This is a genomic window from Enterobacter cloacae complex sp. HYC074_NIDB, assembly GCF_056673345.1.
The window spans coordinates 824,971-848,034 of the sequence record NZ_CP114214.1 but is presented as its reverse complement, the minus strand read 5'-3'; the positions used below and the strand labels follow the sequence as shown (position 1 = coordinate 848,034).

General features: G+C 55.9%; 21 protein-coding genes and 2 pseudogenes. 8 read left to right on the top strand and 15 right to left on the bottom strand.

Annotated elements, in window-relative coordinates:
- Nucleotides 1-3 precede the first annotated feature (3 nt).
- Entirely contained in the window at nucleotides 4-954 is a 951-nt protein-coding gene (locus O1724_RS04090; RefSeq protein ID WP_126297022.1) for a glycoside hydrolase family 43 protein, read from the top strand.
- Between the two features lie 18 nt (nucleotides 955-972).
- On the opposite strand, the pseudogene ampE reads toward O1724_RS04090, so the two are convergent.
- Together ampE and O1724_RS04080 are read right to left on the bottom strand one after the other, a co-directional pair.
- Nucleotides 973-1,323, bottom strand: a pseudogene (gene ampE, locus O1724_RS04085) (regulatory signaling modulator protein AmpE); the annotation flags it as partial.
- Between the two features lie 30 nt (nucleotides 1,324-1,353).
- Nucleotides 1,354-1,599, bottom strand: a pseudogene (locus O1724_RS04080) (peptidoglycan recognition protein family protein); the annotation flags it as partial.
- A gap of 87 nt (nucleotides 1,600-1,686) precedes the next feature.
- On the opposite strand from O1724_RS04080, the gene nadC reads away from it, so the two are divergent.
- The 4 genes from nadC (at nucleotide 1,687) to hofC (ending at nucleotide 5,757) form a co-directional block, all read left to right on the top strand.
- A complete protein-coding gene (nadC, locus tag O1724_RS04075; RefSeq protein WP_032608506.1) occupies nucleotides 1,687-2,580 on the top strand; it encodes a carboxylating nicotinate-nucleotide diphosphorylase in 894 nt (297 codons plus the stop codon).
- 173 nt (nucleotides 2,581-2,753) lie between these two features.
- Nucleotides 2,754-3,191, top strand: coding sequence for a prepilin peptidase-dependent pilin (gene ppdD, locus O1724_RS04070; protein WP_023315399.1), 438 nt, complete (start codon nucleotides 2,754-2,756; stop codon nucleotides 3,189-3,191).
- 12 nt (nucleotides 3,192-3,203) lie between these two features.
- A complete protein-coding gene (gene gspE / locus O1724_RS04065; RefSeq protein WP_126297023.1) occupies nucleotides 3,204-4,583 on the top strand; it encodes a type II secretion system protein GspE in 1,380 nt (459 codons plus the stop codon).
- Nucleotides 4,573-5,757: a protein transport protein HofC gene (hofC, locus tag O1724_RS04060; protein ID WP_126297024.1), complete on the top strand. Its 1,185-nt coding sequence runs from the start codon at nucleotides 4,573-4,575 to the stop codon at nucleotides 5,755-5,757. The genes gspE and hofC overlap by 11 nt, the downstream gene beginning before the upstream one ends.
- A 33-nt stretch (nucleotides 5,758-5,790) precedes the next feature.
- On the opposite strand, the gene O1724_RS04055 is transcribed toward hofC, so the two are convergent.
- Nucleotides 5,791-6,834 (bottom strand): GMP reductase, encoded by a 1,044-nt coding sequence (locus O1724_RS04055; RefSeq protein WP_126297025.1) that lies wholly within the window; start codon nucleotides 6,832-6,834, stop codon nucleotides 5,791-5,793.
- A gap of 228 nt (nucleotides 6,835-7,062) precedes the next feature.
- Between O1724_RS04055 and coaE the strand changes: the two genes are divergently transcribed.
- Genes coaE through yacG form a run of 3 tightly spaced genes read left to right on the top strand, consistent with a single transcriptional unit; the run spans nucleotide 7,063 to nucleotide 8,630 of the window.
- The gene (gene coaE, locus O1724_RS04050; protein ID WP_003856328.1) at nucleotides 7,063-7,683 is read left to right on the top strand and encodes a dephospho-CoA kinase; all 621 of its coding nucleotides are present in this window, start codon (nucleotides 7,063-7,065) and stop codon (nucleotides 7,681-7,683) included.
- Nucleotides 7,683-8,426 carry a cell division protein ZapD gene (gene zapD / locus O1724_RS04045; protein ID WP_003856329.1) on the top strand — a complete coding sequence of 248 codons (744 nt, stop codon included), beginning with the start codon at nucleotides 7,683-7,685 and terminating at the stop codon, nucleotides 8,424-8,426. Before coaE ends, zapD begins: the two co-directional genes overlap by 1 nt.
- Before the next feature lie 9 nt (nucleotides 8,427-8,435).
- Nucleotides 8,436-8,630, top strand: a complete 195-nt coding sequence (gene yacG / locus O1724_RS04040) for a DNA gyrase inhibitor YacG (RefSeq protein ID WP_003856332.1) — start codon at nucleotides 8,436-8,438, stop codon at nucleotides 8,628-8,630.
- A 34-nt stretch (nucleotides 8,631-8,664) separates the two neighbouring features.
- On the opposite strand, the gene mutT is transcribed toward yacG, so the two are convergent.
- The 12 genes from mutT to murD all read right to left on the bottom strand — a co-directional run bounded on the left by mutT (nucleotide 8,665) and on the right by murD (nucleotide 23,063).
- Nucleotides 8,665-9,057 carry an 8-oxo-dGTP diphosphatase MutT gene (mutT, locus tag O1724_RS04035; protein WP_003856333.1) on the bottom strand — a complete coding sequence of 131 codons (393 nt, stop codon included), beginning with the start codon at nucleotides 9,055-9,057 and terminating at the stop codon, nucleotides 8,665-8,667.
- A 57-nt stretch (nucleotides 9,058-9,114) separates the two neighbouring features.
- Nucleotides 9,115-11,820 (bottom strand): preprotein translocase subunit SecA, encoded by a 2,706-nt coding sequence (secA, locus tag O1724_RS04030; protein ID WP_003856335.1) that lies wholly within the window; start codon nucleotides 11,818-11,820, stop codon nucleotides 9,115-9,117.
- A gap of 58 nt (nucleotides 11,821-11,878) precedes the next feature.
- A complete protein-coding gene (gene secM / locus O1724_RS04025) occupies nucleotides 11,879-12,382 on the bottom strand; it encodes a secA translation cis-regulator SecM (protein WP_032628081.1) in 504 nt (167 codons plus the stop codon).
- A gap of 280 nt (nucleotides 12,383-12,662) precedes the next feature.
- Nucleotides 12,663-13,580 carry a UDP-3-O-acyl-N-acetylglucosamine deacetylase gene (gene lpxC, locus O1724_RS04020; RefSeq protein ID WP_003856337.1) on the bottom strand — a complete coding sequence of 306 codons (918 nt, stop codon included), beginning with the start codon at nucleotides 13,578-13,580 and terminating at the stop codon, nucleotides 12,663-12,665.
- 101 nt (nucleotides 13,581-13,681) lie between these two features.
- The gene (ftsZ, locus tag O1724_RS04015; protein WP_003856338.1) at nucleotides 13,682-14,833 is read right to left on the bottom strand and encodes a cell division protein FtsZ; all 1,152 of its coding nucleotides are present in this window, start codon (nucleotides 14,831-14,833) and stop codon (nucleotides 13,682-13,684) included.
- 63 nt (nucleotides 14,834-14,896) lie between these two features.
- The gene (gene ftsA, locus O1724_RS04010) at nucleotides 14,897-16,153 is read right to left on the bottom strand and encodes a cell division protein FtsA (protein ID WP_003856340.1); all 1,257 of its coding nucleotides are present in this window, start codon (nucleotides 16,151-16,153) and stop codon (nucleotides 14,897-14,899) included.
- Nucleotides 16,150-16,992, bottom strand: coding sequence for a cell division protein FtsQ (ftsQ, locus tag O1724_RS04005; RefSeq protein ID WP_003856342.1), 843 nt, complete (start codon nucleotides 16,990-16,992; stop codon nucleotides 16,150-16,152). The genes ftsA and ftsQ overlap by 4 nt, the downstream gene beginning before the upstream one ends.
- Nucleotide 16,993: 1 nt before the next feature.
- On the bottom strand, nucleotides 16,994-17,914 hold the full coding sequence (locus O1724_RS04000; protein WP_003856344.1) for a D-alanine--D-alanine ligase: 921 nt from the start codon (nucleotides 17,912-17,914) through the stop codon (nucleotides 16,994-16,996).
- Entirely contained in the window at nucleotides 17,907-19,382 is a 1,476-nt protein-coding gene (murC, locus tag O1724_RS03995; protein WP_003856345.1) for a UDP-N-acetylmuramate--L-alanine ligase, read from the bottom strand. The genes O1724_RS04000 and murC overlap by 8 nt, the downstream gene beginning before the upstream one ends.
- A gap of 59 nt (nucleotides 19,383-19,441) precedes the next feature.
- Nucleotides 19,442-20,506, bottom strand: a complete 1,065-nt coding sequence (gene murG, locus O1724_RS03990) for an undecaprenyldiphospho-muramoylpentapeptide beta-N-acetylglucosaminyltransferase (protein WP_022650395.1) — start codon at nucleotides 20,504-20,506, stop codon at nucleotides 19,442-19,444.
- Nucleotides 20,503-21,747 carry a cell division protein FtsW gene (gene ftsW, locus O1724_RS03985; RefSeq protein ID WP_006810115.1) on the bottom strand — a complete coding sequence of 415 codons (1,245 nt, stop codon included), beginning with the start codon at nucleotides 21,745-21,747 and terminating at the stop codon, nucleotides 20,503-20,505. Before ftsW ends, murG begins: the two co-directional genes overlap by 4 nt.
- A complete protein-coding gene (gene murD, locus O1724_RS03980) occupies nucleotides 21,747-23,063 on the bottom strand; it encodes a UDP-N-acetylmuramoyl-L-alanine--D-glutamate ligase (RefSeq protein WP_023315390.1) in 1,317 nt (438 codons plus the stop codon). The genes ftsW and murD overlap by 1 nt, the downstream gene beginning before the upstream one ends.
- Nucleotide 23,064 lies beyond the last annotated feature (1 nt).

The following is a 23,064-nucleotide window of genomic DNA, read 5'->3' as shown; positions in this document are numbered from 1 at the left end:
CGAATGCAAACCTGGCCAAACCCGTTTATTGAACAACGCGCCGACCCGTATATCCTGCGTCACGATGGGCAATATTACTTTATCGCCTCCGTACCGGAGTACGATCGGCTGGCGATCCGCCGCGCGGACTCGCTGGAAGGTTTACGCGATGCCGAAGAGGTGGTTGTCTGGCGCAAGCCCGACACCGGCCCGATGAGCCAGCTGATCTGGGCACCGGAACTGCATCATATCGACGGCAGTTGGTACATCTATTTTGCCGCCACGCATACCCAGGCGCTCGATCATCTCGGGATGTTCCAGCATCGCATGTTTGCCATTGAATGCGCAGATCGCGATCCGCTCACCGGTACGTGGGTAGAAAAAGGGCAAATCAAAACCCCGTTTGACACCTTCGCGCTGGATGCCACCACCTTTGTTCATCAGGGTAAACGCTGGTATCTGTGGGCGCAAAAAGCCCCGGATATTTCCGGTAACTCGAATCTTTACCTGTGTGAAATGGAAAATCCGTGGACGCTGAAAGGCGAGCCGGTGATGCTCAGTAAACCGGAATATGACTGGGAGTGCCGCGGGTTCTGGGTCAATGAAGGCCCGGCGGTGCTGTTCCATGGCGATAAGCTGTTTATCAGCTATTCCGCCAGCGCCACCGACGATAACTACTGCATGGGATTACTGTGGGCAGACCTGAATGCCGATCCGCAAAACCCGGCTAACTGGCATAAATCCCCGCGCCCGGTGTTCGTCACCAGCTACGAAAACCGTCAGTATGGGCCAGGCCATAACAGCTTTACGCAGACGCCGGAAGGCGAAGATGTGCTGGTCTACCACGCGCGAAACTACACTGAAATTGAAGGCGATCCGCTTTACGATCCCAATCGCCATACTCGCCTGAAACTCATCCGCTGGAACGAAAACGGGATGCCTGAATTCGGCATCCCGCCCGCAGATACACCGTAACGGCTTCGGCGCGCTGGCTTAAACCAGCGTGCCGTAAATCGTCAGCAGCGCCACAATCACCACCACCACAAACGACGTTTTCTTCGCCATCGAGACGGCAGCCTTTGGCGTTGCGACTTTGTCCGTGTGCGGCTCACGCGCCAGCGAGAACTGTGCCAGTCGGGTTAAAACCTGATACTGCGAGGTATGACGGTCAGCAAGGGAGACAAACCACGCGGGCAGCGCCTTTTCACCGTGACCGATGAGGGCATAGACCACGCCTACCAGACGCACCGGAAGCCAGTCGAGCACGTGCAGGATGGCATCAATGCCGGACTGTAGACGTTCATGCGGCGTAAGATAGCGGGCAAGCCAGGTCTGCCAGGCGCGCTTATCAAAAGGAACATACTGAACCACTTCGCCATCACGACGGATCAGACAGTGCGCCGATACGCGCAGATGCGCAATCTCAGCAAAGAAGGGGTGGGCATCGGGATCTATCGTTCCAGTGAATAACGCATCGATCCACGGACCGCCAAACTCACCCGGCGGGAGACTAATATTGTGAACCACCAGCAGTGTGGGCTTTTCATCCTCCGGGCGGCAGTCGTGGTGCGGCGACGGTACATGCCGCGCGTCCACCAGCCATCCGTTTTCTAACAACATGCTGGAACTCCTTATCTATGGTGCTGTTACTCGGTTCAGAGTAGCATGTTTCAATATTATGATTCGTTACCAATTTGGAGTTTTATCATGCCGCCTCGCCGCTATAACCCCGACCACCGACGTGACGCGCTTCTGGAACGTATTAATAGTGATATCCCGGCAAGCGTTGCCCATGCCCTGAGAGAAGACCTCGGCGGTGACGTCAGCGCCGATAACGATATTACCGCCCAATTGTTGCCAAAAGAGACACGCTCGCATGCGGTGGTTATCACCCGTGAAGCAGGGGTTTTCTGCGGCAAACGCTGGGTTGAGGAGGTCTTTACCCAGCTGGCGGGCGACGAGGTGCAGGTAACATGGCACGTTGAGGACGGCGATGCGGTCACGGCGAATCAGCCACTGTTCGAACTGGACGGCCCGTCCCGCGTCTTGCTGACCGGTGAACGCACCGCGCTCAATTTTGTGCAAACGCTCTCTGGCGTTGCCAGTGAAGTACGCCGCTACGTTGACCTGCTGGCAGGCACCCGCACGCAGCTGCTGGATACCCGTAAAACCCTGCCGGGCCTGCGCACCGCGCTGAAATACGCGGTACTCTGCGGTGGCGGCGCCAACCATCGTCTGGGGCTATCCGATGCCTTCCTGATCAAAGAGAACCACATTATTGCCTCTGGCTCGGTGCGTCAGGCCGTGGAAAAAGCCTTCTGGCTGCATCCGGATGTGCCCGTCGAAGTGGAAGTGGAAACGCTGGAGGAGCTGGACGAGGCCATTAAAGCGGGGGCTGACATCATCATGCTCGATAACTTCGACACGGAGCAGATGCGTGAAGCGGTCAAACGCACAAACGGCCAGGCGCAGCTTGAGGTGTCCGGCAACGTGACGTTCGACACCATCCGCGAATTTGCTGAAACCGGCGTCGATTACATCTCCGTAGGCGCCCTGACCAAGCACGTCCGCGCCCTCGACCTCTCGATGCGCTTCAAATAAATTATCCCCCCTCTCCGCCCGGAGAGGGGAAATACGAAACCGCTCGCAATTACGCTGTCCTTCTCTGCAACACTGAATCATTTCCCTGAAAGCCCCTTCACGTTCACGCTTTTGCCCCTCGTTTCTGCGCGCAGTCACTGCCACAGTAGCGCCACTTAACATAAGGAGCAGACATGAACAGACAACAAGGATTTACCCTGATTGAGCTAATGGTGGTCATTGGCATTATTGCCATCCTGAGCGCGATTGGCGTCCCGGCCTATCAGAACTACCTGCGAAAAGCGGCGCTCACCGATATGCTGCAAACGTTCATCCCCTACCGCACCGCCATTGAGCTTTGCGCCCTGGATCGTGGTGGTGTGGATCGCTGCGACGCAGGCACCAATGGCATCCCCTCCCCGACAACCACACGTTACGTTTCAGCGATGAGCGTGGCGAAGGGGATCGTATCGTTAACAGGGCAGGAAAGCCTTAACGGACTTGAAGTGCTCATGACACCGATCTGGAGCGACGGTAACGGTATGACGGGCTGGACGCGTGACTGCAAAATTGCGTCCGACACGGCGCTCAGACAAGCCTGTGAAGATGTTTTCCGCTTCGACAACAACTGACAGGAGTGGACAATGAATACCGAACAGCTTATGACGCTCTGTCAGCGCCATCACGCACTGCTACTCGCAAGCGACACCGAGATGATCAGCATTGCGGTGGTGGGTAATCCTGCCTCTGAGCTGATGGAAGCGTTACGCTTCGCCACGCAGAAACGTATTGATATTGAGTGCTGGACGGCTGAACGGATGGAAAAACGGCTTCAGTCCCTCTCATCATCACACCTGCCGGGCATCGCGCCAAACTCAGCCGCTGACGTGCTCAGTACAACCTTGCAGCAGGCAGTAAACCAGCGGGCTTCTGACATCCATATTGAACCGACGGAGCACGGTTACCAGATCCGTTTGCGAATCGACGGTGTTCTCTACCCGCAACCGCCGATCTCTGCCGCCCTCGGGACGACGCTTGCCGCACGTCTGAAGGTGCTGGGTCAACTGGATATTGCGGAGCGCCGCCTGCCGCAGGACGGTCAGTTTACGGTGGAGCTGGCAAGCGTCCCCGTCTCTTTTCGTATCACAACCCTTCCCTGTAGCGGTGGAGAAAAAATCGTGCTTCGTCTGCTTCACCAGGTACATCAGGCTCTGGAGCTTGAACAGCTGGGGATGAGCGCAGACCAGCAGGCCCGTTTTGCCGGGGCGCTTAACAGCCCTCAGGGGTTGATTCTGGTCACCGGCCCGACCGGTAGCGGGAAAACGGTGACGCTGTACAGCGCGTTACAGGCGCGAAATACCCCTGACGTTAATATTTGCAGCGTGGAAGATCCCGTTGAAATCCCGCTTGCAGGCTTAAACCAGACGCAGATTAATCCGCGTGCGGGGCTGACCTTCCAGAGCGTGCTGCGCGCCCTGCTCAGGCAGGATCCTGACATCATTATGGTAGGTGAAATTCGTGACGGCGAAACGGCAGAAATTGCCATTAAGGCGGCACAAACCGGGCATCTGGTGCTGTCCACCCTCCATACTAATTCGACGACTGAAACGCTGGTACGGCTGCAACAGATGGGCGTCGCGCGCTGGATGATCTCTTCGGCGCTCTCGATGGTGATTGCCCAGCGGCTGGTGCGCCGTTTATGCCCGTACTGCCGACAGGAAGCCAGCCGCCACACCGAATTACCCCGCACGCTGTGGCCCCGGCCGCTTCCTTGCTGGCAACCCACCGGCTGCGATCGCTGCTACCACGGTTTTTATGGTCGCGTAGCCATTTTTGAAGTGCTCGTCATCGACGACACGCTGCGGCAGGCCATCGCCAGCGGAGCAAGCACGGAGGTGATTGGGTCCAGCGCTCGTCAGGCGGGAATGACCTCTTTGTTTGAGCATGGCTGCATGGCCGTAGAGCAAGGGCTGACTACGCTCGAAGAGTTGTTGCGCGTCCTGGGAATGCCAGATGGCTGCTAATTCGCTCTGGCGCTGGCGTGCCCTGACCACCGAGGGGGAGGTGCAAACCGGCACCCTCTGGGCCATCGACCGTAACGCAGCTTACACGGCTCTGGTGCTTAAACAGCTGCACCCGCTGGCGCTAAAACGCTGCCAGCAGCGCCACCGATGGCAGGTGCAGCACTGCTACGATATTTTTCGCCAGCTCGCCACGCTGCTACAGGCCGGACTCACGCTGTCCCAAAGCCTGCACATGCTGGCGGAACAGCATCCTTTGCAGCACTGGCAGGCGCTGCTGCACAGTCTTGCTGATGACCTGAGCGAAGGTTTCGCTCTGTCAGAGGCCATGAAGAAATGGCCAGAGGTGTTTTGCCCCCTTTATGTCTCGATGGTGAAGACGGGTGAACTGACGGGTAAGCTCGAAGCCTGCTGCCGTCAGCTTGCGCAGCAACAAAAATCCCAGCAGCAGCTCAGTGCAAAGGTGAAGAAAGCGCTGCGCTATCCGCTGATCATCCTGACGCTGGCCGTTTTCGTGGTGCTGGCGATGGTCACGCTGGTTTTGCCTGAGTTTGCTGCAATCTACAAAACGTTCAACACCCCGCTCCCTTTGCTCACGCAGGCAGTCACGGGGCTGGCGGCCTTGATTCAGGCGCATATCCTCACCCTTTTGGCCCTGCTCGTGGCAATGGTTGTCATCGCCTGTAAGCTGCGGCGGCATCCGCGCTGGCAGTACGTCCTGTTACATGTACCGGTGATGGGCACGCTGATGCGTGGGCAAAAACTGGGGCAAATTTTTACCGTGCTGTCATTAACCCAGCAGGCCGGAATTGCCTTTTTACAAGGACTGGAGAGTGTGGAGGAGACCGTTGAGTGTGGCTACTGGCAGGAGAAACTCCGTGAGATACGCAGCGATATCGAACAGGGGATGCCCGTGTGGTGCTCCTTCCAGAAGGCCTCTGTTTTTACGCCACTGTGTATTCAGCTCATTCGCACCGGAGAAGTGTCGGGTTCACTGGATGTCATGCTGATGAATCTGGCCCGCCATCATACGGAACAGACATTTCAGCAGGCAGACAATCTGGCGGCGCTTCTTGAGCCTTTGCTACTGGTCGTGACAGGTCTGATTATTGGCACGCTGGTGGTGGCAATGTATCTGCCGATTTTCCATCTGGGGGATGCAATGAGCGCGGGGTAACGCTGGCGCACGGACGCGCGCCAGCCGTAGCCGTCAGAGGCTATTGAAAACGCGGTTTTCCTGCTCCTGAACGCGGATAAACGTCGTGCGTTTAGTCAGCTCTTTCAGGCGGGAAGCCCCAACGTAGGTGCAGGCAGAACGCAGTCCGCCGAGGATATCGCGCGCCGTGTTTTCGACCGGACCACGCAGTGGTAGCTTAACGGTTTTGCCTTCCGCCGCACGGTATTTCGCGACACCACCCACGTGACGGGTCATCGCGGATTCAGAGCTCATTCCGTAGAATAGCATGAATTTCTCGCCGTTCTCTTCCACCACGGTACCGCCGCTCTCTTCGTGGCCTGCCAGCATGCCGCCGAGCATCACGAAATCCGCGCCGCCGCCGAAGGCTTTCGCGACATCGCCTGGCATGGTGCAGCCACCGTCGCTGATGATCTGGCCGCCCAGACCGTGCGCAGCGTCAGCGCATTCAATTACCGCAGACAGTTGCGGATAACCCACACCGGTTTTCACGCGCGTGGTGCAAACGGAGCCCGGGCCAATGCCTACTTTCACAATGTCGGCTCCGGAGAGGATCAGCTCTTCACACATTTCACCGGTCACCACATTGCCCGCGATGATGGTTTTGGTTGGCCAGGCTTCACGCGCCTTGCTGACGAACTGGACGAAATGTTCGGAATAACCATTTGCCACGTCAATGCAGACAAAATTCAGCGCCGGATTGGCGTTCAGGATCTGTTTGGTTTTCTCGAAATCTGCATCAGACGTACCGGTCGAGACCATCACATGCTTCACCACTTCAGACGAGGCGGAGGCGACAAACGCATCCCACTCTTCAGCGCTGTAGTGTTTGTGTACCGCAGTAAGGATGTCGAATTGCGCCAGTGCGGTCGCCATCTCGAAGGTCCCGACGGTGTCCATGTTGGCCGCGATAATCGGCACGCCAGACCACGTCTGACCGGAATGCTTAAAGGTGAATTGACGTTCGAGTTCAACGTCTGAGCGACTTTTCAGTGTAGAGCGTTTAGGGCGGATAAGAACGTCTTTGAAACCTAACTTCAGATCTTCTTCGATACGCATGTGCGGATTCCTGGGGTTAGAGGCAAATATATTAAAAGCACAACTCCAGTGACGCTATCATACGCACTAATACCTGCTCCGCAAGACTGCGAAATTCTCTTTTTTTACGCTACAATCCTATAAATTTACCTGGTAAAAAGCGGGTAAAGAGAGCTAAACATTGGCTGTTGTAAGTTTGAATTTTAAGCAACTGATTTTAAAACTGAATAATTCCCAGGATCTGATTTAATGGGGTATATCGTCGCATTAACCGGCGGCATCGGTAGTGGTAAAAGCACCGTTGCGCACGCGTTTGCTCGTCTCGGCATCACGATTATCGACGCCGATATCATTGCCCGTCATGTGGTAGAACCCAATACACCCGCCTTAAACGCCATCGAAGCGCATTTTGGTCGCCGTGTGATACAGGCTGACGGCACCCTGAATCGTCGGCAGCTGCGTGAGTGCATATTTTCCGATCCAGCGGAAAAAGCCTGGCTTAATGCCCTGCTCCACCCCATTATCCACCAGGAAACTCAGCGACAAATTGCCGCAGCCCGTTCGCCCTATGTGTTGTGGGTCGTCCCGTTACTGGTGGAAAATCAGCTTCAGAATAAAGCAGACAGAACGCTGGTGATTGACGTTTCCCGCGAAACGCAAATCCAGAGAACCATGGCGCGTGACCATGTTTCACGCGAACATGCTGAACAAATTCTTGCCGCACAGGCCACGCGCGAAGCGCGCCTCGCCGTTGCGGATGATGTTATTGATAATAACGGCGCACCAGATGCCATTGCATCGGATGTAGCTCGTCTGCACGCGCAGTATCTGACCTTCGCCGCGCAGGCCGTTGCACAGGAAAAACCATAATGTCGACTCATATCCTTTTTGAGCACCCGCTTAACGAAAAAATGCGTACCTGGCTACGCATAGAATTTCTTATTCAACAGCTTTCACAACATCTGCCTGTCAACGATCACGCCACCGCGCTGCATTTTTTCCGCAACGTGGGCGATCTGCTGGATGTGATTGAACGCGGTGACGTCCGCACTGAGCTGTTGAAAGAGCTGGAGCGCCAGCAGCGTAAATTACAGGCCTGGGCCGAAGTACCGGGCGTGGATCAAAGTCGAATTGACGCTTTACGCCAGCAGCTGAAAAACAGCAGCACGACGCTGATGGCCGCGCCGCGCGTTGGCCAGTTTTTACGAGAGGATCGTCTGATTGCGCTGGTGCGCCAGCGCCTGAGCATACCGGGCGGTTGCTGTAGCTTTGACCTGCCAACGCTGCATATGTGGTTGCACATGCCGCAGGAACAGCGCGATCGCCAGGTGAACAGCTGGCTGGGCAGCCTGGAGCCGATGAATCAGACGTTATCCTTGATCCTCGATCTTGTGCGTAACTCTGCCCCGTTCCGCAAACAAACCAGTCTCAACGGTTTCTATCAGGATAACGGCGACGACGCCGATCTTCTGCGCCTGAATCTGTCTCTTAGCGAGCAGCTTTACCCGCAAATTTCCGGACATAAAAGCCGTTTCGCGATCCGCTTTATGCCGCTGGACAGTGAACATGGCACCGTGCCGGAACGCCTCGATTTTGAACTGGCCTGTTGTTAAGGAGTGCCGATGTCTGACGTAACCACCGTAAACTGCCCAACCTGTGGGAAAACTGTCGTCTGGGGAGAAGTGAGTCCATTTCGCCCATTCTGCTGCAAGCGCTGTCAGCTTATAGACCTGGGCGAATGGGCGGCGGAAGAGAAACGCATTCCGAGCGAAGGCGATCTCTCGGATAGCGATGACTGGAGCGAAAACCAGCAGTAACGTTCAAAGCCTGCTGGCGCTTCGCTTAGCAGGCCTACGGTTGTGCAACCAGCCGGAGTATCACAGGCTCATTGGCGGGCGGGAATTTTTCCGCATCGCTGGCCTGAAGCTCAATCCAGTTACCCGGCTGCCCCTCTTTACCCCACGGTTCACCTTCCCAGCTTTCCACCAGCCAGAACCACAGCGTGATGTGACGATCCGGAAACTGGTACTCCAGCTTATCGAACAGCGTTGCGCCAAGCGGGGTGATCCCCACCTCTTCCTGAAGCTCACGCACCAGCGCCTGCTCCGGCGTTTCACCTGATTCGATTTTCCCGCCGGGGAATTCCCATTTGTTGGCCATGTGCGCATCGGCGGCACGTTGGGTAATGAAGATCTGGTTTTGCGGGTTGCGAATGATCCCGACAGCAATTTGCAGTGTTTTCATCATGTCACTTCCATAAAAAAGGCGCAGATATCTGCGCCTTTTCAGTTTGTTATGTTCTTAGCTCAGACGGCCGTGGCACGCCTTGTATTTTTTGCCGGAACCGCATGGGCACGGATCGTTACGACCAACTTTACGATCGCCAGTCTGCGCTGCGATTGCTGCTGCGGCTTCGCTCTCATCGGTCTGATGGCTCAACTGCTGCATCTGTGCCAGACGCTCAGCTTCTTCACGACGCTGCTGCTCCATCGCTTCCACTTCTTCCGGCATACGCACCTGAACTTTGCTCAGAGTGCTGATAACTTCATACTTCAGCGACTCCAGCATGGCAGCAAACATGGAGAAGGATTCACGCTTGTACTCCTGCTTCGGATCTTTCTGCGCATAACCTCGCAGGTGGATACCCTGACGCAGGTAGTCCATTGCCGCCAGGTGCTCTTTCCACAGGGAGTCCAGGGTCTGCAACATTACGCCTTTCTCGAAGTGACGCATCATCTCTGCGCCAACCACTTCTTCCTTACGCTTGTAGACGTCCAGCGCGGTTTCGTAGATACGCTCGCGCAGGGTCTCTTCGTGCAGCTCAGGCTCTTTGTCCAGCCACTCTTTGATTGGCAGTTCGAGATCGAAGTCGTTTTTCAGACGTTCCTGCAAGCCTTCGATATCCCACATTTCTTCCAGAGACTGCGGTGGAATATGAGCGTCGATAGTGGCTTTGAACACATCTTCGCGAATGCTGTTGATGGTTTCGCTCACGTCGGACACGTCCAGCAGTTCGTTACGCTGGGTGTAGATCGCACGACGCTGGTCGTTGGCAACGTCATCATATTCCAGCAGCTGCTTACGAATATCGAAGTTGCGGCTTTCCACTTTACGCTGGGCGTTGGCAATCGCTTTGGTAACCCACGGGTGCTCGATCGCTTCGCCAGGTTTCATGCCCAGTTTACGCATCATGCCGGACACACGGTCAGAGGCGAAAATACGCATCAGCGCATCTTCCATAGACAGATAGAAGCGGGAAGAACCGGCATCACCCTGACGACCCGCACGACCGCGCAGCTGGTTATCGATACGACGAGATTCGTGACGCTCGGTACCAATGATGTGCAGACCACCGGATGCCAGCACCGCGTCGTGACGCACTTGCCAGTCGGCTTTGATCTGCGCGATTTGCTCTGGGGTTGGGTTTTCCAGCTCCGCCACTTCAGCCTGCCAGCTACCGCCGAGCATAATATCGGTACCACGACCCGCCATGTTGGTGGCGATGGTTACGGCTGCCGGGTAACCCGCCTGCGCAACGATATCTGCTTCTTTAGCGTGGAACTTGGCGTTCAGAACGTTGTGTTTGATGCCTGCTTTAGTCAGCTCGTTAGACACCACTTCGGACTTCTCGATGGAGATGGTCCCCACCAGTACCGGCTGGCCCTTCGCGGTACGTTCGCGAATATCTTCGATGATCGCCTGAATTTTTTCCGCTTCAGTCATGTATACCAGGTCCGGCATATCCTTACGGATCATCGGACGGTTGGTAGGTACTACCACGGTATCCAGCTTATAGATGGAGCTAAACTCAAACGCTTCGGTATCTGCGGTACCGGTCATCCCCGCCAGCTTCTCGTACAGACGGAAGTAGTTCTGGAAGGTGATGGATGCCAGCGTCTGGTTTTCGTTCTGAATATCCACGCCTTCTTTGGCTTCCACGGCCTGGTGCAGGCCATCGGACCAGCGACGTCCCTGCATAGTACGGCCGGTGTGTTCATCGACGATGATGACTTCCCCGTCTTTAACGATGTAGTCAACGTCGCGGGTGAACAGCGCGTGCGCGCGCAGTGCAGCCGTTACGTGGTGCATCAGCATGATGTTGCTCGGGGAGTACAGAGACTCGCCCTCTTCCATAATGCCTTCAGCAACCAGCAGCTCTTCGATTTTCACCAGGCCGCGTTCGGTCAGGTTGACCTGACGCGCTTTTTCATCAACGGAGAAGTGACCTTCACCCTGGAAGGTATCGGAGTCTTCTTTCTCCTGACGCAGCAGGTGAGGAATGATTTTGTCGACTTTACGGTACATCTCGGAGCTGTCTTCGGCCGGGCCGGAGATGATCAGCGGGGTACGCGCTTCATCGATCAGAATGGAGTCAACCTCATCCACCAGCGCATAGTGCAGTTTACGCTGGACGCGCTCTTCCGGGCTGAACGCCATGTTGTCACGCAGGTAGTCGAAGCCGTATTCGTTGTTGGTGCCGTAGGTGATGTCCGCGTTGTAGGCTTCACGCTTGGCAGGTGCCGGCAGGCCGGACATGTTAATGCCCACGGTCATGCCGAGGAATTCGAACAGTGGACGGTTGTTTTCGGCGTCGCGCTGCGCCAGATAGTCGTTGACGGTAACAACGTGAACACCCTTACCCGTCAGCGCATTCAGGTAAGCCGGCAGCGTTGCAGTCAGGGTTTTACCTTCACCGGTACGCATTTCCGCGATGCAGCGCTCGTTGAGCACCATCCCGCCCAGCAGCTGCACGTCGAAGTGACGCATGCCGAACACGCGTTTACTGGCCTCACGTACTACGGCAAAGGCTTCCGGGATCAGGCTTTCTAAGGTTTCGCCTTTCTCCAGACGCGCACGGAACTCCGCGGTTTTTGCTTTCAGTTCATCATCAGAGAGCTTCTCCATCGCCGGTTCCATACCGTTGATGACGTTTACCGCTTTGCGCATGCGGCGCAGGGTACGATCGTTACGACTACCAAAAACTTTGGTTAACAATTTGATTAGCATAATAAATTCTCAAACGCCCCACTCGGGCAGATAAATTAAGGTATTGAAAAAGGTTAATTTAGCTGAGGCGTTGAGGCCCGGCACGGATGCCGTGAACCTGGCTAATCCATGTCGAAACAGAGAAGGATGCAGGGGAAACAAAATCCGTTTTCGCCGTCTGATTCACGGTCACTGGCGGCTGGTTGTCCTGCGTCAGAAGCGCATTAAGCGTATCGAGCAGGGCAAGATGCTGAGCCTGGACCGGCAGCGTTTCTTCCGCAACAGGCATCGTCTGCGGCGCCATCGCGAACGACAGATGGCGGATAACCGTGCGAATCGCGTGCTGCTGCCAGTAATCAACGGAGAAATTGGGACGACGGCTGGCTTCAAGCCATGCGAGATTAGTGAAGTTAACCCGTGTGGTGAGATCGTGTTTGGTCGTCGTGGAACGTGCTGGCGTTGCCGCGTCTGCGCTGTTGCTGAGCACAGGCAAGCCGAGACTCGCCGCGACCATCCCCAATAAGAGATGCGGCCAGAAGTAACGTCTGCCAAATTGTCGCCAGCGCGTCAGTATTCCGCTCACTTGCTCCACCACGTTCGCCCGCCAGTGCAGGCTGAGTTTAGTTATTCTTTTTTAGCGCCCAGATATTACCACTAAAGCCAATACGCAGCAGCAGGAATGACACCTTGCAGCAGGTAAAAACGGTCAATAATGCAGCGAACACACCGTTATTCGGCACCCGACACAGGCCAGGGGTGAAAGGGACAAATTAAAGAAGGGCAGAAATAAAAACGACTGGCTTCCCTGGTCGGAGAGAGTACCAGGTGAACCAGTCGCTTTTCTTACGAAACGGGTTTAACCGTTACGCCAGGACCATAGTCGGTGCTTTGAACGCCAGCGGCAGTTCAGCTTCGTCTTCGAAGGTCACATATTCCCAGGCTTCCTGTTTTGCCAGGACTGCCTGCAACAGTTTGTTGTTCAGTGCATGACCGGATTTAAACGCGGTAAATGCACCAATGATGTTGTGACCACACATGAAGAGGTCGCCGATCGCGTCCAGCATTTTGTGACGAACAAATTCATCTTCAAAACGCAGGCCGTCTTCGTTCAGTACGCGATAATCGTCAACAACGATGGCACAATCGAAGCTGCCGCCCAGGCACAGGCCGCGGGATTGCAGATATTCGATATCACGCATAAAGCCGAAGGTACGTGCTCGGCTGATCTGGCGCATGAACGCATCCGCAGAGAAGTTCATCGCATAGCGCTGGGTGCTGGAGTCAATCGCCGGATGGTTAAAATCGATGGTGAAGTCCAACGAAAAACCATTGTACGGTTTGAATTCAGCCCATTTGTCGCCATCTTCGACGCGAACGGTCTCTTTAATGCGAACAAATTTCTTCGCGCAGTTCAGTTCTTCGATGCCGGCATCCAGCAACAAATAAACGAACGGAGCAGCACTCCCGTCCATGATCGGGATTTCTGGCGCATCGACTTCAACCATAATGTTGTCGATACCCAGACCCGCCAGGGCGGCGTTCAGGTGCTCTACGGTAGAAATCCGCACGTCATGCTCGTTCACCAGACAAGTACAGAGCATAGTATCACGCACAGATTTGGCATCGGCCGGAAAATCTACCGGTGGATTCAAGTCGGTGCGACGATAGATGACCCCGGTATTGGCCGGCGCAGGGCGTAACGTCAGTGTGACTTTCTTGCCGGTATGTAAACCGACACCCGTCGCCTGAACGATACGTTTAAGTGTCCTTTGTTTGATCATCGTATAATCTCGCCAAATTAACTATCCAACCGAGAGTGTATATCACTAACGGTGGGCCAGTTTAGCACAAAGAGCGCAAATCCCCAAATTCCAGCCAATTCTTAGTCAGCTTGCTTACGCAGGAACGCCGGGATATCCAGATAATCTGGCTCTTTTGCCGTTTGTGGAGTCGGGTCGTTCACCACTTTCGCCGCCGGTTTTTGCTCCTGAGTCAGAGGCGCCATACCATGCTGCTGGTAACGATCCATAACCGGCTGCTGAGTCTGTTTGTTGGTTACCAGGGTGATCTCAGGACGCTTGTCCATACCGATACCGGTGGCCACAACGGTCACACGCAGTTCGTCGTTCATTTCCGGATCAAGGGAGGTACCGATAACGACGGTCGCGTTGTCAGAGGCGAATGCACGGATGGTGTTACCCACGGTTTCGAACTCATCCAGACGTAGGTCAAAGCCAGCGGTAATGTTGACCAGCACGCCACGCGCGCCAGACAGATCGATATCTTCCAGCAGCGGAGAAGAGATCGCCATTTCAGCGGCTTCTTCCGCGCGGTCTTCACCGCTCGCCACGCCAGAGCCCATCATCGCGTAGCCCATCTCGGACATCACGGTGCGAACGTCTGCAAAGTCAACGTTCATCAGGCCAGGACGGGTAATCAATTCAGCGATACCCTGAACCGCGCCTTTCAGCACGTCGTTTGCCGCGCCAAAGGCATCCAGCAGAGAGATACCGCGACCCAGCACTTTCAGCAGCTTGTCGTTCGGAATGGTAATCAGAGAGTCCACGTGCTTGGACAGCTCGGTGATACCCTGCTCCGCGAAAGCCATACGCTTCTTACCTTCAAAGTTGAAAGGCTTGGTCACGACAGCAACGGTCAGAATACCTAAATCTTTAGCGACTTCCGCCACAACGGGTGCTGCACCGGTACCTGTACCGCCGCCCATACCCGCTGCGATGAAGACCATGTCTGCACCGTCAAGTGCAGCGCGCAGCGCTTCACGATCTTCTTCAGCCGCGTTGCGGCCCACTTCCGGGTTAGCCCCTGCTCCCAGACCTTTGGTGATGCCACCACCGATCTGAATCGTCTGGCCAACAGCCGTTTTACGCAGCGCCTGCGCATCGGTGTTCACCGCGAAGAATTCAACACCTTCGATGCGCTCGCGCACCATGTGCTCTACGGCGTTACCGCCGCCGCCACCGACGCCGATGACTTTAATCACCGCGTCGTTGGTTAATTCCATAGGTTCAAACATAATCTCTCTCTCCGTTGTGCCTGTCGCCCGAGACCGCTAATTCTCTCCGGTCTCTTAAAAAAATTAAAATTCTTTTCGCAGCCAGGTGTTAAGTCGTTTGACCCACGACCCCACCGAGACGCGTTTTTCCACCTCTGCCTCACCACTTAAATGGGACTCTTTCCCGTAGTGCAGCAGGCCCACCGCCGTTGAATAGTACGGCTCCTGGGCATAATCCGTTAAACCGGTGATATTCAGCGGCGCACCGATACGCACCTGCGTATGGAACACGCGCTGAGCGCAGGCCGCAAGACCTTCAATTTGCGCTGCCCCGCCGGTTAATACAATCCCCGCCGCGAGATGATGTTTCACACCCTGCTGGCGAAGCTGTTCCTGTAACTGCAAAATCTCTTCGTTGACCAGGTTGAGCAGCTCGGTATAACGCGGCTCAATTACCTCTGCCAGCGTCTGGCGTTGCAGGCTGCGCGGCGGTCGACCGCCTACGCTCGGCACTTCAACGCTCTCGTCTTTGCCGACGATAGAGCCCAGCGCGCAACCATGGCGCACTTTAATCGCCTCTGCATCGCTCGGTGGCGTACCAAAAGCGTAAGCAATATCGCTGGTCACGACGTTCCCTGCGTACGGGATCACTTTGGTGTGGCGTAACGCACCGCCGGTATAGACAGCCATGTCCATTGTACCACCACCAATATCGACCACACAGACGCCCAGTTCACGTTCGTCTTCGGTCAGCACGGAATAGCTCGCGGCAAGTCCGGCGAAAATGAGTTGGTCAACTTTCAGGCCACAACGTTCAACGGCTTTTACAATGTTCTTCGCCATATCGTTGTGACATGTGATCAGGTGCACTTTTGCCTGCATACGCACGCCCGACAGACCGACCGGATTCTTGATGCCTTCCTGGTAGTCGATCGCGTATTCCTGCGGGATCACATGCAGCACACGGTGCTCGTCGCGAACACGCACGGATTTCGCCGTGTGGACAACGTTCTCAACGTCTTCCTGCGTCACTTCTTCTTCGGAAATCGGCACCATACCGATTTCATTCTGGCAGCTGATATGCTTACCAGAAAGGGCCAGATAGACAGAGGAAATTTGGCAATCTGCCATCAATTCAGCCTGGTCGATGGCGCGCTGAACGCATTTCACCACCGACTCAAGGTCGTTTACCCCACCTTTATCCATACCACGGGAGGGGCAGCTGCCCACGCCAATGATATTGACCATACCGTCGGGCAGAACTTCCCCTACCAAAGCGGCAACCTTCGCGGTGCCAATCTCCAGTCCTACTACCAATTTTCTGTCCGTCGACTTGATCATTGTTGTTCTGCCTGTACCTGTGCCTGATTTTGTTGCTGATTAGGTTCCTCGACCGGAGCCGGCTCCCAACCGACTGCTGCGCCTGAGTCATAGCGCAAATCAACGTAGCTTATCCGTTTGCCATCCGTCTGCGCCTGCTGCTGTAAAACCGGGTAAAGTTCTACAAAACGCGCCAGACGTTTCATTGTATCGCCGCGGCCAAGGTTGAGCTTGATGCCATTCGTTAAGGTCAACTGCCAGGAACGGCGCGCCGTCATCGCAGCATCTTTTAACGTAAAGCGATCCTTAGCCAGCACCTGCCCCATCTCACGAAAACCCTGCAATACTTCGTTTTCGCTGCCTTCCGGCCCATACAACATCGGTAAATTCTGCTTGTTGACACGATCGCTCGGGACGCTGAACGAATTTCCGTCTACATCAACCATATGCTGATCATTCCAACGCGCAATCGGCACATATTCAACCAGATGAATCTTCAATTCATCAGGCCATTGCTTTCTGACACTTGCCTGTTTTATCCACGGCAGACGTTCAATCTGACTCTGAATAATGTTGACGTCCTGCGTCATAAAGGTGCCAGGCGACCCAAGCGCCAGAATCGACTGGCGAATATCATCGTTACGCGTGTAGTGTCGCTCCCCGGTCACCACCAGCTTTGAAAGCGGCAACCGCTGCGCATCTTCCATCCAGCCCAGCACCATCCAGCCGCTGATAAACACGGTGCACAGCACCCCGAGCAGGAAGATGATCCCTGCAAGACGCGTTCCATTACTCCGGCGCGAAGAGGAATATTCTTCTTCGTCATCGCGGTTGCGCGTGTTCAATGCAGCCTGAGACATATCAGCCCGCCTGGTCCAAAATACGTACAACTAATTGCGAGAAGCTCATTCCCGCCTGACGCGCCGCCATCGGCACAAGGCTATGGCTGGTCATTCCCGGAGACGTGTTTGCTTCCAGCAGATAAAATTGCCCGTCACCGTCAAGCATTACGTCAATGCGTCCCCAGCCACGACATCCCAGAACATTCCACGCTTTAAGCACCAGAGACTGTAATTCGGCTTCACGCTCTGCTTCAAGACCCGCTGGGCAGAAATATTGCGTCTCATCAGAGAGATACTTCGCCTCATAATCATAGAAGACTCCGGCGGGTTGGATGCGAATTGACGGTAAAATTTCTTCGCCAAGCATCGCGACGGTAAATTCCGGCCCGCTAAGCCATTTTTCAATCAGAACTTCTTCATCATGTTGAAATGCCAGTGCTAAAGCGTCAGCCAAATCTACAGCTTTATCAACTTTGGACATTCCCACGCTCGACCCTTCACGGCTCGGCTTAACAATAACCGGTAAGCCCAGTGCCGCAATGCGTGTATTAACGCTGTCCGACAGACCCAATTCATATTCACGACGCGTCAGTGCAACCCATGGCGCAACGGGCAGGCCCGCGCCCTGCCACAGCAGTTTGCTGCGCAGTTTATCCATGGAGATGGCGGATGCCATCACGCCGCTGCCGGTGTACGGTATACCGATCAGCTCCAGCAGCCCCTGCAACGTGCCGTCTTCACCACCGCGGCCGTGCAACGCGATGAAGGCTTTATCGAAGCCCATCGCTTTCAGCTGCGTGACGTCCACCTCTTTCGGATCAACCGGATGCGCGTCCACGCCACCTTCACGCAGGCCCGCCAGCACGGCAGCGCCCGAATTCAGAGAAACCTCGCGTTCGGCGGAAGTGCCGCCAAACAGGACAGCAATCTTATCAGCCATGACGCTCGTCCTCCTGAGTTTGCGGCTTCAGTTTGATTTCAGCTAAGGTACGGGCGATTTTGCCGATATTTCCCGCGCCCTGAATCAGGATCAGATCGTTACCCGTCAGGACCGGGGCAAGCATTTCAGCCACCTGCGCCGGGTCGGGAACAAGAATAGGATCCACTTTACCGCGTCCACGGATGGTACGACATAAAGAACGACTGTCCGCACCCGGAATCGGCGTTTCACCCGCAGCATAAACATCCAGCATCAGCAGGGTATCAACCTGAGAAAGGACGTTGGCAAAATCGTCATACAGATCGCGGGTACGCGTGTAACGGTGCGGCTGGAAGATCATGACCAGATTCTTTTCCGGCCAACCCGCACGTGCCGCTTTGATGGTTGCGTCCACTTCCGTCGGATGGTGACCGTAGTCATCCACCAGCATCGCAGACCCTGGCTTACCGTTTACCGGCTCCAGTGGGAATTCACCGAGGAAGTCGAAACGACGGCCCGTCCCCTGGAAGCTCTCCAGTGCACGCAGGATCGCTTCATCGTCAATGCCTTCTTCTGTCGCAACAGCCACCGCCGCCGCCGCATTCAGGGCGTTGTGACGTCCCGGCGCGTTCAGGGTGACATGCAGCAGGTCTTTATCCTGACGCGCGAGGGTGAAATGCCCCTGCGCACCGATCTGTTTGTAATCTTCTACGCGTACATCCGCGTCTTCGCTGAAGCCGTAGGTCGTAATTTGACGCCCGACGCGCGGCAGCAGTTCGCGAATAACCGGATCGTCCACGCACATCACCGCACGGCCATAGAACGGCAGGTTGTGCAGGAAGTTAATAAAGGTCTGCTTTAAGTTCTCGAAGTCACCCTGGTAAGTGTCCATATGGTCAGCTTCGATGTTGGTGACGATCGCCACCATCGGCTGTAGATGCAGGAACGACGCGTCGCTCTCATCCGCTTCCGCAATCAGATAACGGCTATGGCCCAGACGCGCATGCACGCCAGCGGCTTTCACCAGACCACCGTTAACGAACGTCGGGTCGAGACCCGCTTCAGCATAAATGCTGGAGACCATCGCTGTTGTGGTGGTTTTACCGTGCGTGCCGGCCACCGCAATGCCGTGACGGAAACGCATCAGTTCCGCCAGCATTTCCGCGCGACGGATCACCGGAATGCGCGCCTCATGCGCCGCAACGATTTCCGGGTTATCCGCGGAGATAGCGCTGGACACCACAACCACGCTCGCATCGCTCACGTTTTCCGGGCGATGATTGAAATAGATAGTCGCCCCCAGCGACGCCAGCTGCTGCGTAACAGGGTTTGGCGCCAGGTCAGACCCGCTGATCTGATAGCCTTCGTTAGCTAACACTTCGGCAATACCGCCCATGCCAGCACCACCGATGCCGACAAAGTGAATGTGCCGGACGCGACGCATCTCGGGCACGATAGAACGCAGTTTTGCCAGTTGTTGTGTATTCATTCTCTAAACGCCATCGACTACTTCAAAAAAATCGTGCAGCGCAACACGCGCTGCGAGAATTATGCCTGGGCTGCCAGGCTCACTTCTTTTGCCACCCGTTCCGTTGCATCCGGGATAGCGGTCGCGCGTGCGCGTTGCGCCATCTCCAGTAATACATCCCGGTTCCAGCCCGCCAGGGTAGTGGCGACCGCATCAGCGGTAAATTGTGGCTGCTCAAAAATCTTCGCGGCACCCGCTTTTTCAAGCGGCAGCGCATTCCAGTACTGCTGTCGGTCTTTGTGCTGGAACGGCACAAACAGCGCCGGTAAACCGGCGGCGGCGATTTCGCTCACCGTCAGCGCGCCCGAGCGACAGACCACGACATCGGCCCATGCATAGGCTGCGGCCATATCATCAATAAATTCAGTTACTTTATGCTGCGGCTGACCTTCCTGCGCGTAGGCCTGCTCAACGGTCTGCTGAGCGCCCTTCCCGCTCTGGTGCCAGATGGTCACTGCATCACCCAGTTTTGCCGCAACCTGCGGCATCGTCTGGTTTAAAATACGCGCGCCCTGGGAACCGCCGACGACCAGCACCCGCACCGGCCCTTCACGACCCGCCAGACGCGTATCTGGCAGCGGCAGCGCCAGCACGTCCACACGTACCGGATTCCCTACGACATCCGCTTTCGGGAATGCCCCGGGGAAGGCCTGCATAACTTTGGTGGCGATTTTTGCCAGCCATTTGTTGGTCAAACCGGCAATACCGTTCTGCTCATGCAGAACAACGGGGATCCCTAATGACCACGCCGCCAGTCCGCCAGGGCCGGAAACGTAACCGCCCATGCCCAGAACGACGTCAGGCTTAAAGCGCTTCATGATGGCGCGCGCCTGACGCCAGGCATTGAAAATGCGCACCGGCGCCAGCAGCAGCGCCTTGATCCCTTTGCCACGAAGGCCGGAAATACGAATAAAGTCGATCTCGATACCGTGCTTAGGTACCAGGTCGGCTTCCATGCGGTCTGCGGTTCCCAGCCAGCGTACCTGCCAGCCCTGTTCCATTAAATGGTGCGCAACCGCCAGCCCCGGGAACACGTGTCCACCGGTACCGCCTGCCATCACCATTAACCGCTTAGGTTGATTCATCGTGAACCTCGTGTAAACGCCTGAGCTTTCTCCAGACGCGTTTCATAATCTATGCGTAACAAAAACATGATGGCCGTCGACATGATCAACAGACTCGAACCACCATAACTGATCAACGGTAACGTCAGACCTTTAGTCGGCAACATACCCGCTGCCGCCCCAACGTTTACCAGTGCCTGGAAGCTAAACCAGATACCAATTGAGCAGGCCAGGAAACCGGAGAAGCGGTGATCGATCTCCAGCGCTTTCCGGCCAATCGACATGGCGCGGAAAGCGACGAAGAATACCATTAATAGCGCCAATACCACACCGATATAACCCAGTTCTTCCCCAATAATGGAGAAGATGAAGTCGGTGTGCGCCTCCGGTAAATACTCCAGTTTTTGCACCGAGTTGCCCAGGCCTTGGCCCCAGACTTCGCCGCGGCCAAACGCCATCAGCGACTGCGTCAGCTGGTAACCGCTGCCGAACGGATCTTCCCATGGGTTCCAGAACGAGGTCACACGGCGGATACGGTAGGGTTCGGCGAGGATCAGCAGCACCACCGCCGAAATCCCCATCCCGATGATGGCAATGAACTGCCACAGTTTTGCGCCCGCCAGGAACAGCATCGCCAGCGTAGTAACAAACAGTACGACTACCGTACCGAGGTCGGGCTGCGCCAGCAGCAGGATCGCGAGGACCAAAATCACGCCCATCGGTTTTAAGAAGCCGCGAAGGTTGTTACGAACTTCGTCAACTTTACGCACCAGGTAGTTAGCCAGGTAGCAGAACAACGACAGTTTGGTGAACTCCGCCGGCTGAATACGCAGTGGGCCAAAGGCAATCCAGCGTGATGCCCCGTTAACGGAGCTCCCGACAACCAGCACGATCAACAGCATAATGATTGAGGCGATGAGCATGGCCGTACTGTGCCGCTGCCAGAACGACATCGGCAGGCGTAAGGTGATCATTGCCAGGCAGAACGCGAGAATGATGTACAGCCCGTCACGCTTGGCAAACAGGAAGGGGTCGTTTGCCAGACGCTGTCCGACAGGCATTGACGCCGAGGTGACCATAATAAAGCCGATCGCCGCCAGCCCCAGCGTGAGCCAGAACAGCGTGCGGTCGTACATGATCAGGCTGTCGGAATCTTTATCCCGTGAAGCCATCACCCAGCCTTTCAGCGCCGTAAACAGCCATACCAGGATACCAAATCCTGGCAGGCGCGGCATTTTCAGGCGAGGGAGAGATAAACGCATCAGCCTAACTCCTTCGCCAGGCGGGTAAAGACATCACCCCGCTGTTCGAAATTCTTGAATTGATCGAGGCTGGCACAGGCTGGTGAGAGCAGCACCATATCGCCGGGCTTCACGCGTGGGGCGATAAGACGCATCGCCTGCTCCATGGTCTCGGTTTGCTCGGCGACCTCAGGACGCAACGCCGCCAGCTCGCTACCATCGCGGCCAAAGCAATACAGGCGCACGTTATCACCGTTGAGGTACTGCTTCAGCGAGGAGAAGTCAGCCGATTTACCGTCGCCGCCCAGCAGCAGGTGCAGCGTGCCATCAACGTGCAGACCGTTCAATGCCGCCTCGGTGCTACCCACGTTGGTCGCTTTGGAATCGTTAATCCAGCGTACGCCGTTGTGCTCCAGCGCAAGCTGGAACCGGTGCGCCAGGCCGGTAAAGGTGGTCAGCGCCTTCAGGCTTGAAGATCGCGGCAGGCCAACGGCATCCGCCAGCGCCAGCGCCGCCAGGGCATTGGTGTAGTTATGCTGGCCGGAGAGCATCATCTCTTTCACGTTCAGCACCTTCTCACCTTTCACCCGCAGCCAGGTTTCGCCCTGCTGACGGTTAAGGTGATAGTCACCCATATTAATACCAAAGCTAATGCAGCGATCGTCTGCGCCGCGCACCGGCATGGTGAGTGCATCATCGGCATTCACCACGCAAACTTTGGCATTTTCATAAACGCGCAGTTTGGCCGCACGGTATTGCTGCAAGCCGAACGGGTATCTGTCCATATGATCTTCGGTGACGTTTAGGATCGTCGCCGCCGCCGCATGCAGGCTTGAAGTGGTTTCCAGCTGGAAGCTGGAAAGCTCAAGGACGAACAGCTCGCACCCTTTATCAAGCAGCATCAGAGCGGGCAGACCAATGTTACCGCCCACGCCGACATTTTTGCCCGCCGCCTTCGCCATTTCCCCCACCAGCGTGGTGACGGTGCTTTTACCGTTTGAACCGGTAATGGCGACGATCGGCGCCTGCGCCTCCCGGCAGAACAGTTCGATATCGCCGACAATCTCAACGCCTGCATCCGCGGCGGCGCTCAGGGAAGGATGCGCCAGCGCCATACCGGGGCTGGCAACAATCAGATCGGCGGCCAGCAGCCACTCATCATTCAGACCACCCAGGTGGCGTTCAACCTGCTCCGGCAGCTTGTCCAGACCCGGCGGAGAGACGCGCGTATCCATCACGCGCGGCGTCACGCCACGCGCAAGGAAAAAGTCCACGCAGGAGAGGCCGGTGAGGCCCAACCCGATGATAACGACTTTTTTGCCCTGGTAATCTGCCATG

Excerpts from the sequence above, each read along its gene's own strand:
- O1724_RS04090 (WP_126297022.1), top strand. The coding sequence starts at position 4 with ATGCAAACCTGGCCAAACCCGTTTATTGAACAACGCGCCGACCCGTAT.
- nadC (WP_032608506.1), top strand. The coding sequence starts at position 1,687 with ATGCCGCCTCGCCGCTATAACCCCGACCACCGACGTGACGCGCTTCTG.
- ppdD (WP_023315399.1), top strand. The coding sequence starts at position 2,754 with ATGAACAGACAACAAGGATTTACCCTGATTGAGCTAATGGTGGTCATT.
- gspE (WP_126297023.1), top strand. The coding sequence starts at position 3,204 with ATGAATACCGAACAGCTTATGACGCTCTGTCAGCGCCATCACGCACTG.
- hofC (WP_126297024.1), top strand. The coding sequence starts at position 4,573 with ATGGCTGCTAATTCGCTCTGGCGCTGGCGTGCCCTGACCACCGAGGGG.
- O1724_RS04055 (WP_126297025.1), bottom strand. The coding sequence starts at position 6,834 with ATGCGTATCGAAGAAGATCTGAAGTTAGGTTTCAAAGACGTTCTTATC.
- coaE (WP_003856328.1), top strand. The coding sequence starts at position 7,063 with ATGGGGTATATCGTCGCATTAACCGGCGGCATCGGTAGTGGTAAAAGC.
- zapD (WP_003856329.1), top strand. The coding sequence starts at position 7,683 with ATGTCGACTCATATCCTTTTTGAGCACCCGCTTAACGAAAAAATGCGT.
- yacG (WP_003856332.1), top strand. The coding sequence starts at position 8,436 with ATGTCTGACGTAACCACCGTAAACTGCCCAACCTGTGGGAAAACTGTC.
- mutT (WP_003856333.1), bottom strand. The coding sequence starts at position 9,057 with ATGAAAACACTGCAAATTGCTGTCGGGATCATTCGCAACCCGCAAAAC.
- secA (WP_003856335.1), bottom strand. The coding sequence starts at position 11,820 with ATGCTAATCAAATTGTTAACCAAAGTTTTTGGTAGTCGTAACGATCGT.
- lpxC (WP_003856337.1), bottom strand. The coding sequence starts at position 13,580 with ATGATCAAACAAAGGACACTTAAACGTATCGTTCAGGCGACGGGTGTC.
- ftsZ (WP_003856338.1), bottom strand. The coding sequence starts at position 14,833 with ATGTTTGAACCTATGGAATTAACCAACGACGCGGTGATTAAAGTCATC.
- ftsA (WP_003856340.1), bottom strand. The coding sequence starts at position 16,153 with ATGATCAAGTCGACGGACAGAAAATTGGTAGTAGGACTGGAGATTGGC.
- ftsQ (WP_003856342.1), bottom strand. The coding sequence starts at position 16,992 with ATGTCTCAGGCTGCATTGAACACGCGCAACCGCGATGACGAAGAAGAA.
- O1724_RS04000 (WP_003856344.1), bottom strand. The coding sequence starts at position 17,914 with ATGGCTGATAAGATTGCTGTCCTGTTTGGCGGCACTTCCGCCGAACGC.
- murC (WP_003856345.1), bottom strand. The coding sequence starts at position 19,382 with ATGAATACACAACAACTGGCAAAACTGCGTTCTATCGTGCCCGAGATG.
- murG (WP_022650395.1), bottom strand. The coding sequence starts at position 20,506 with ATGAATCAACCTAAGCGGTTAATGGTGATGGCAGGCGGTACCGGTGGA.
- ftsW (WP_006810115.1), bottom strand. The coding sequence starts at position 21,747 with ATGCGTTTATCTCTCCCTCGCCTGAAAATGCCGCGCCTGCCAGGATTT.
- murD (WP_023315390.1), bottom strand. The coding sequence starts at position 23,063 with ATGGCAGATTACCAGGGCAAAAAAGTCGTTATCATCGGGTTGGGCCTC.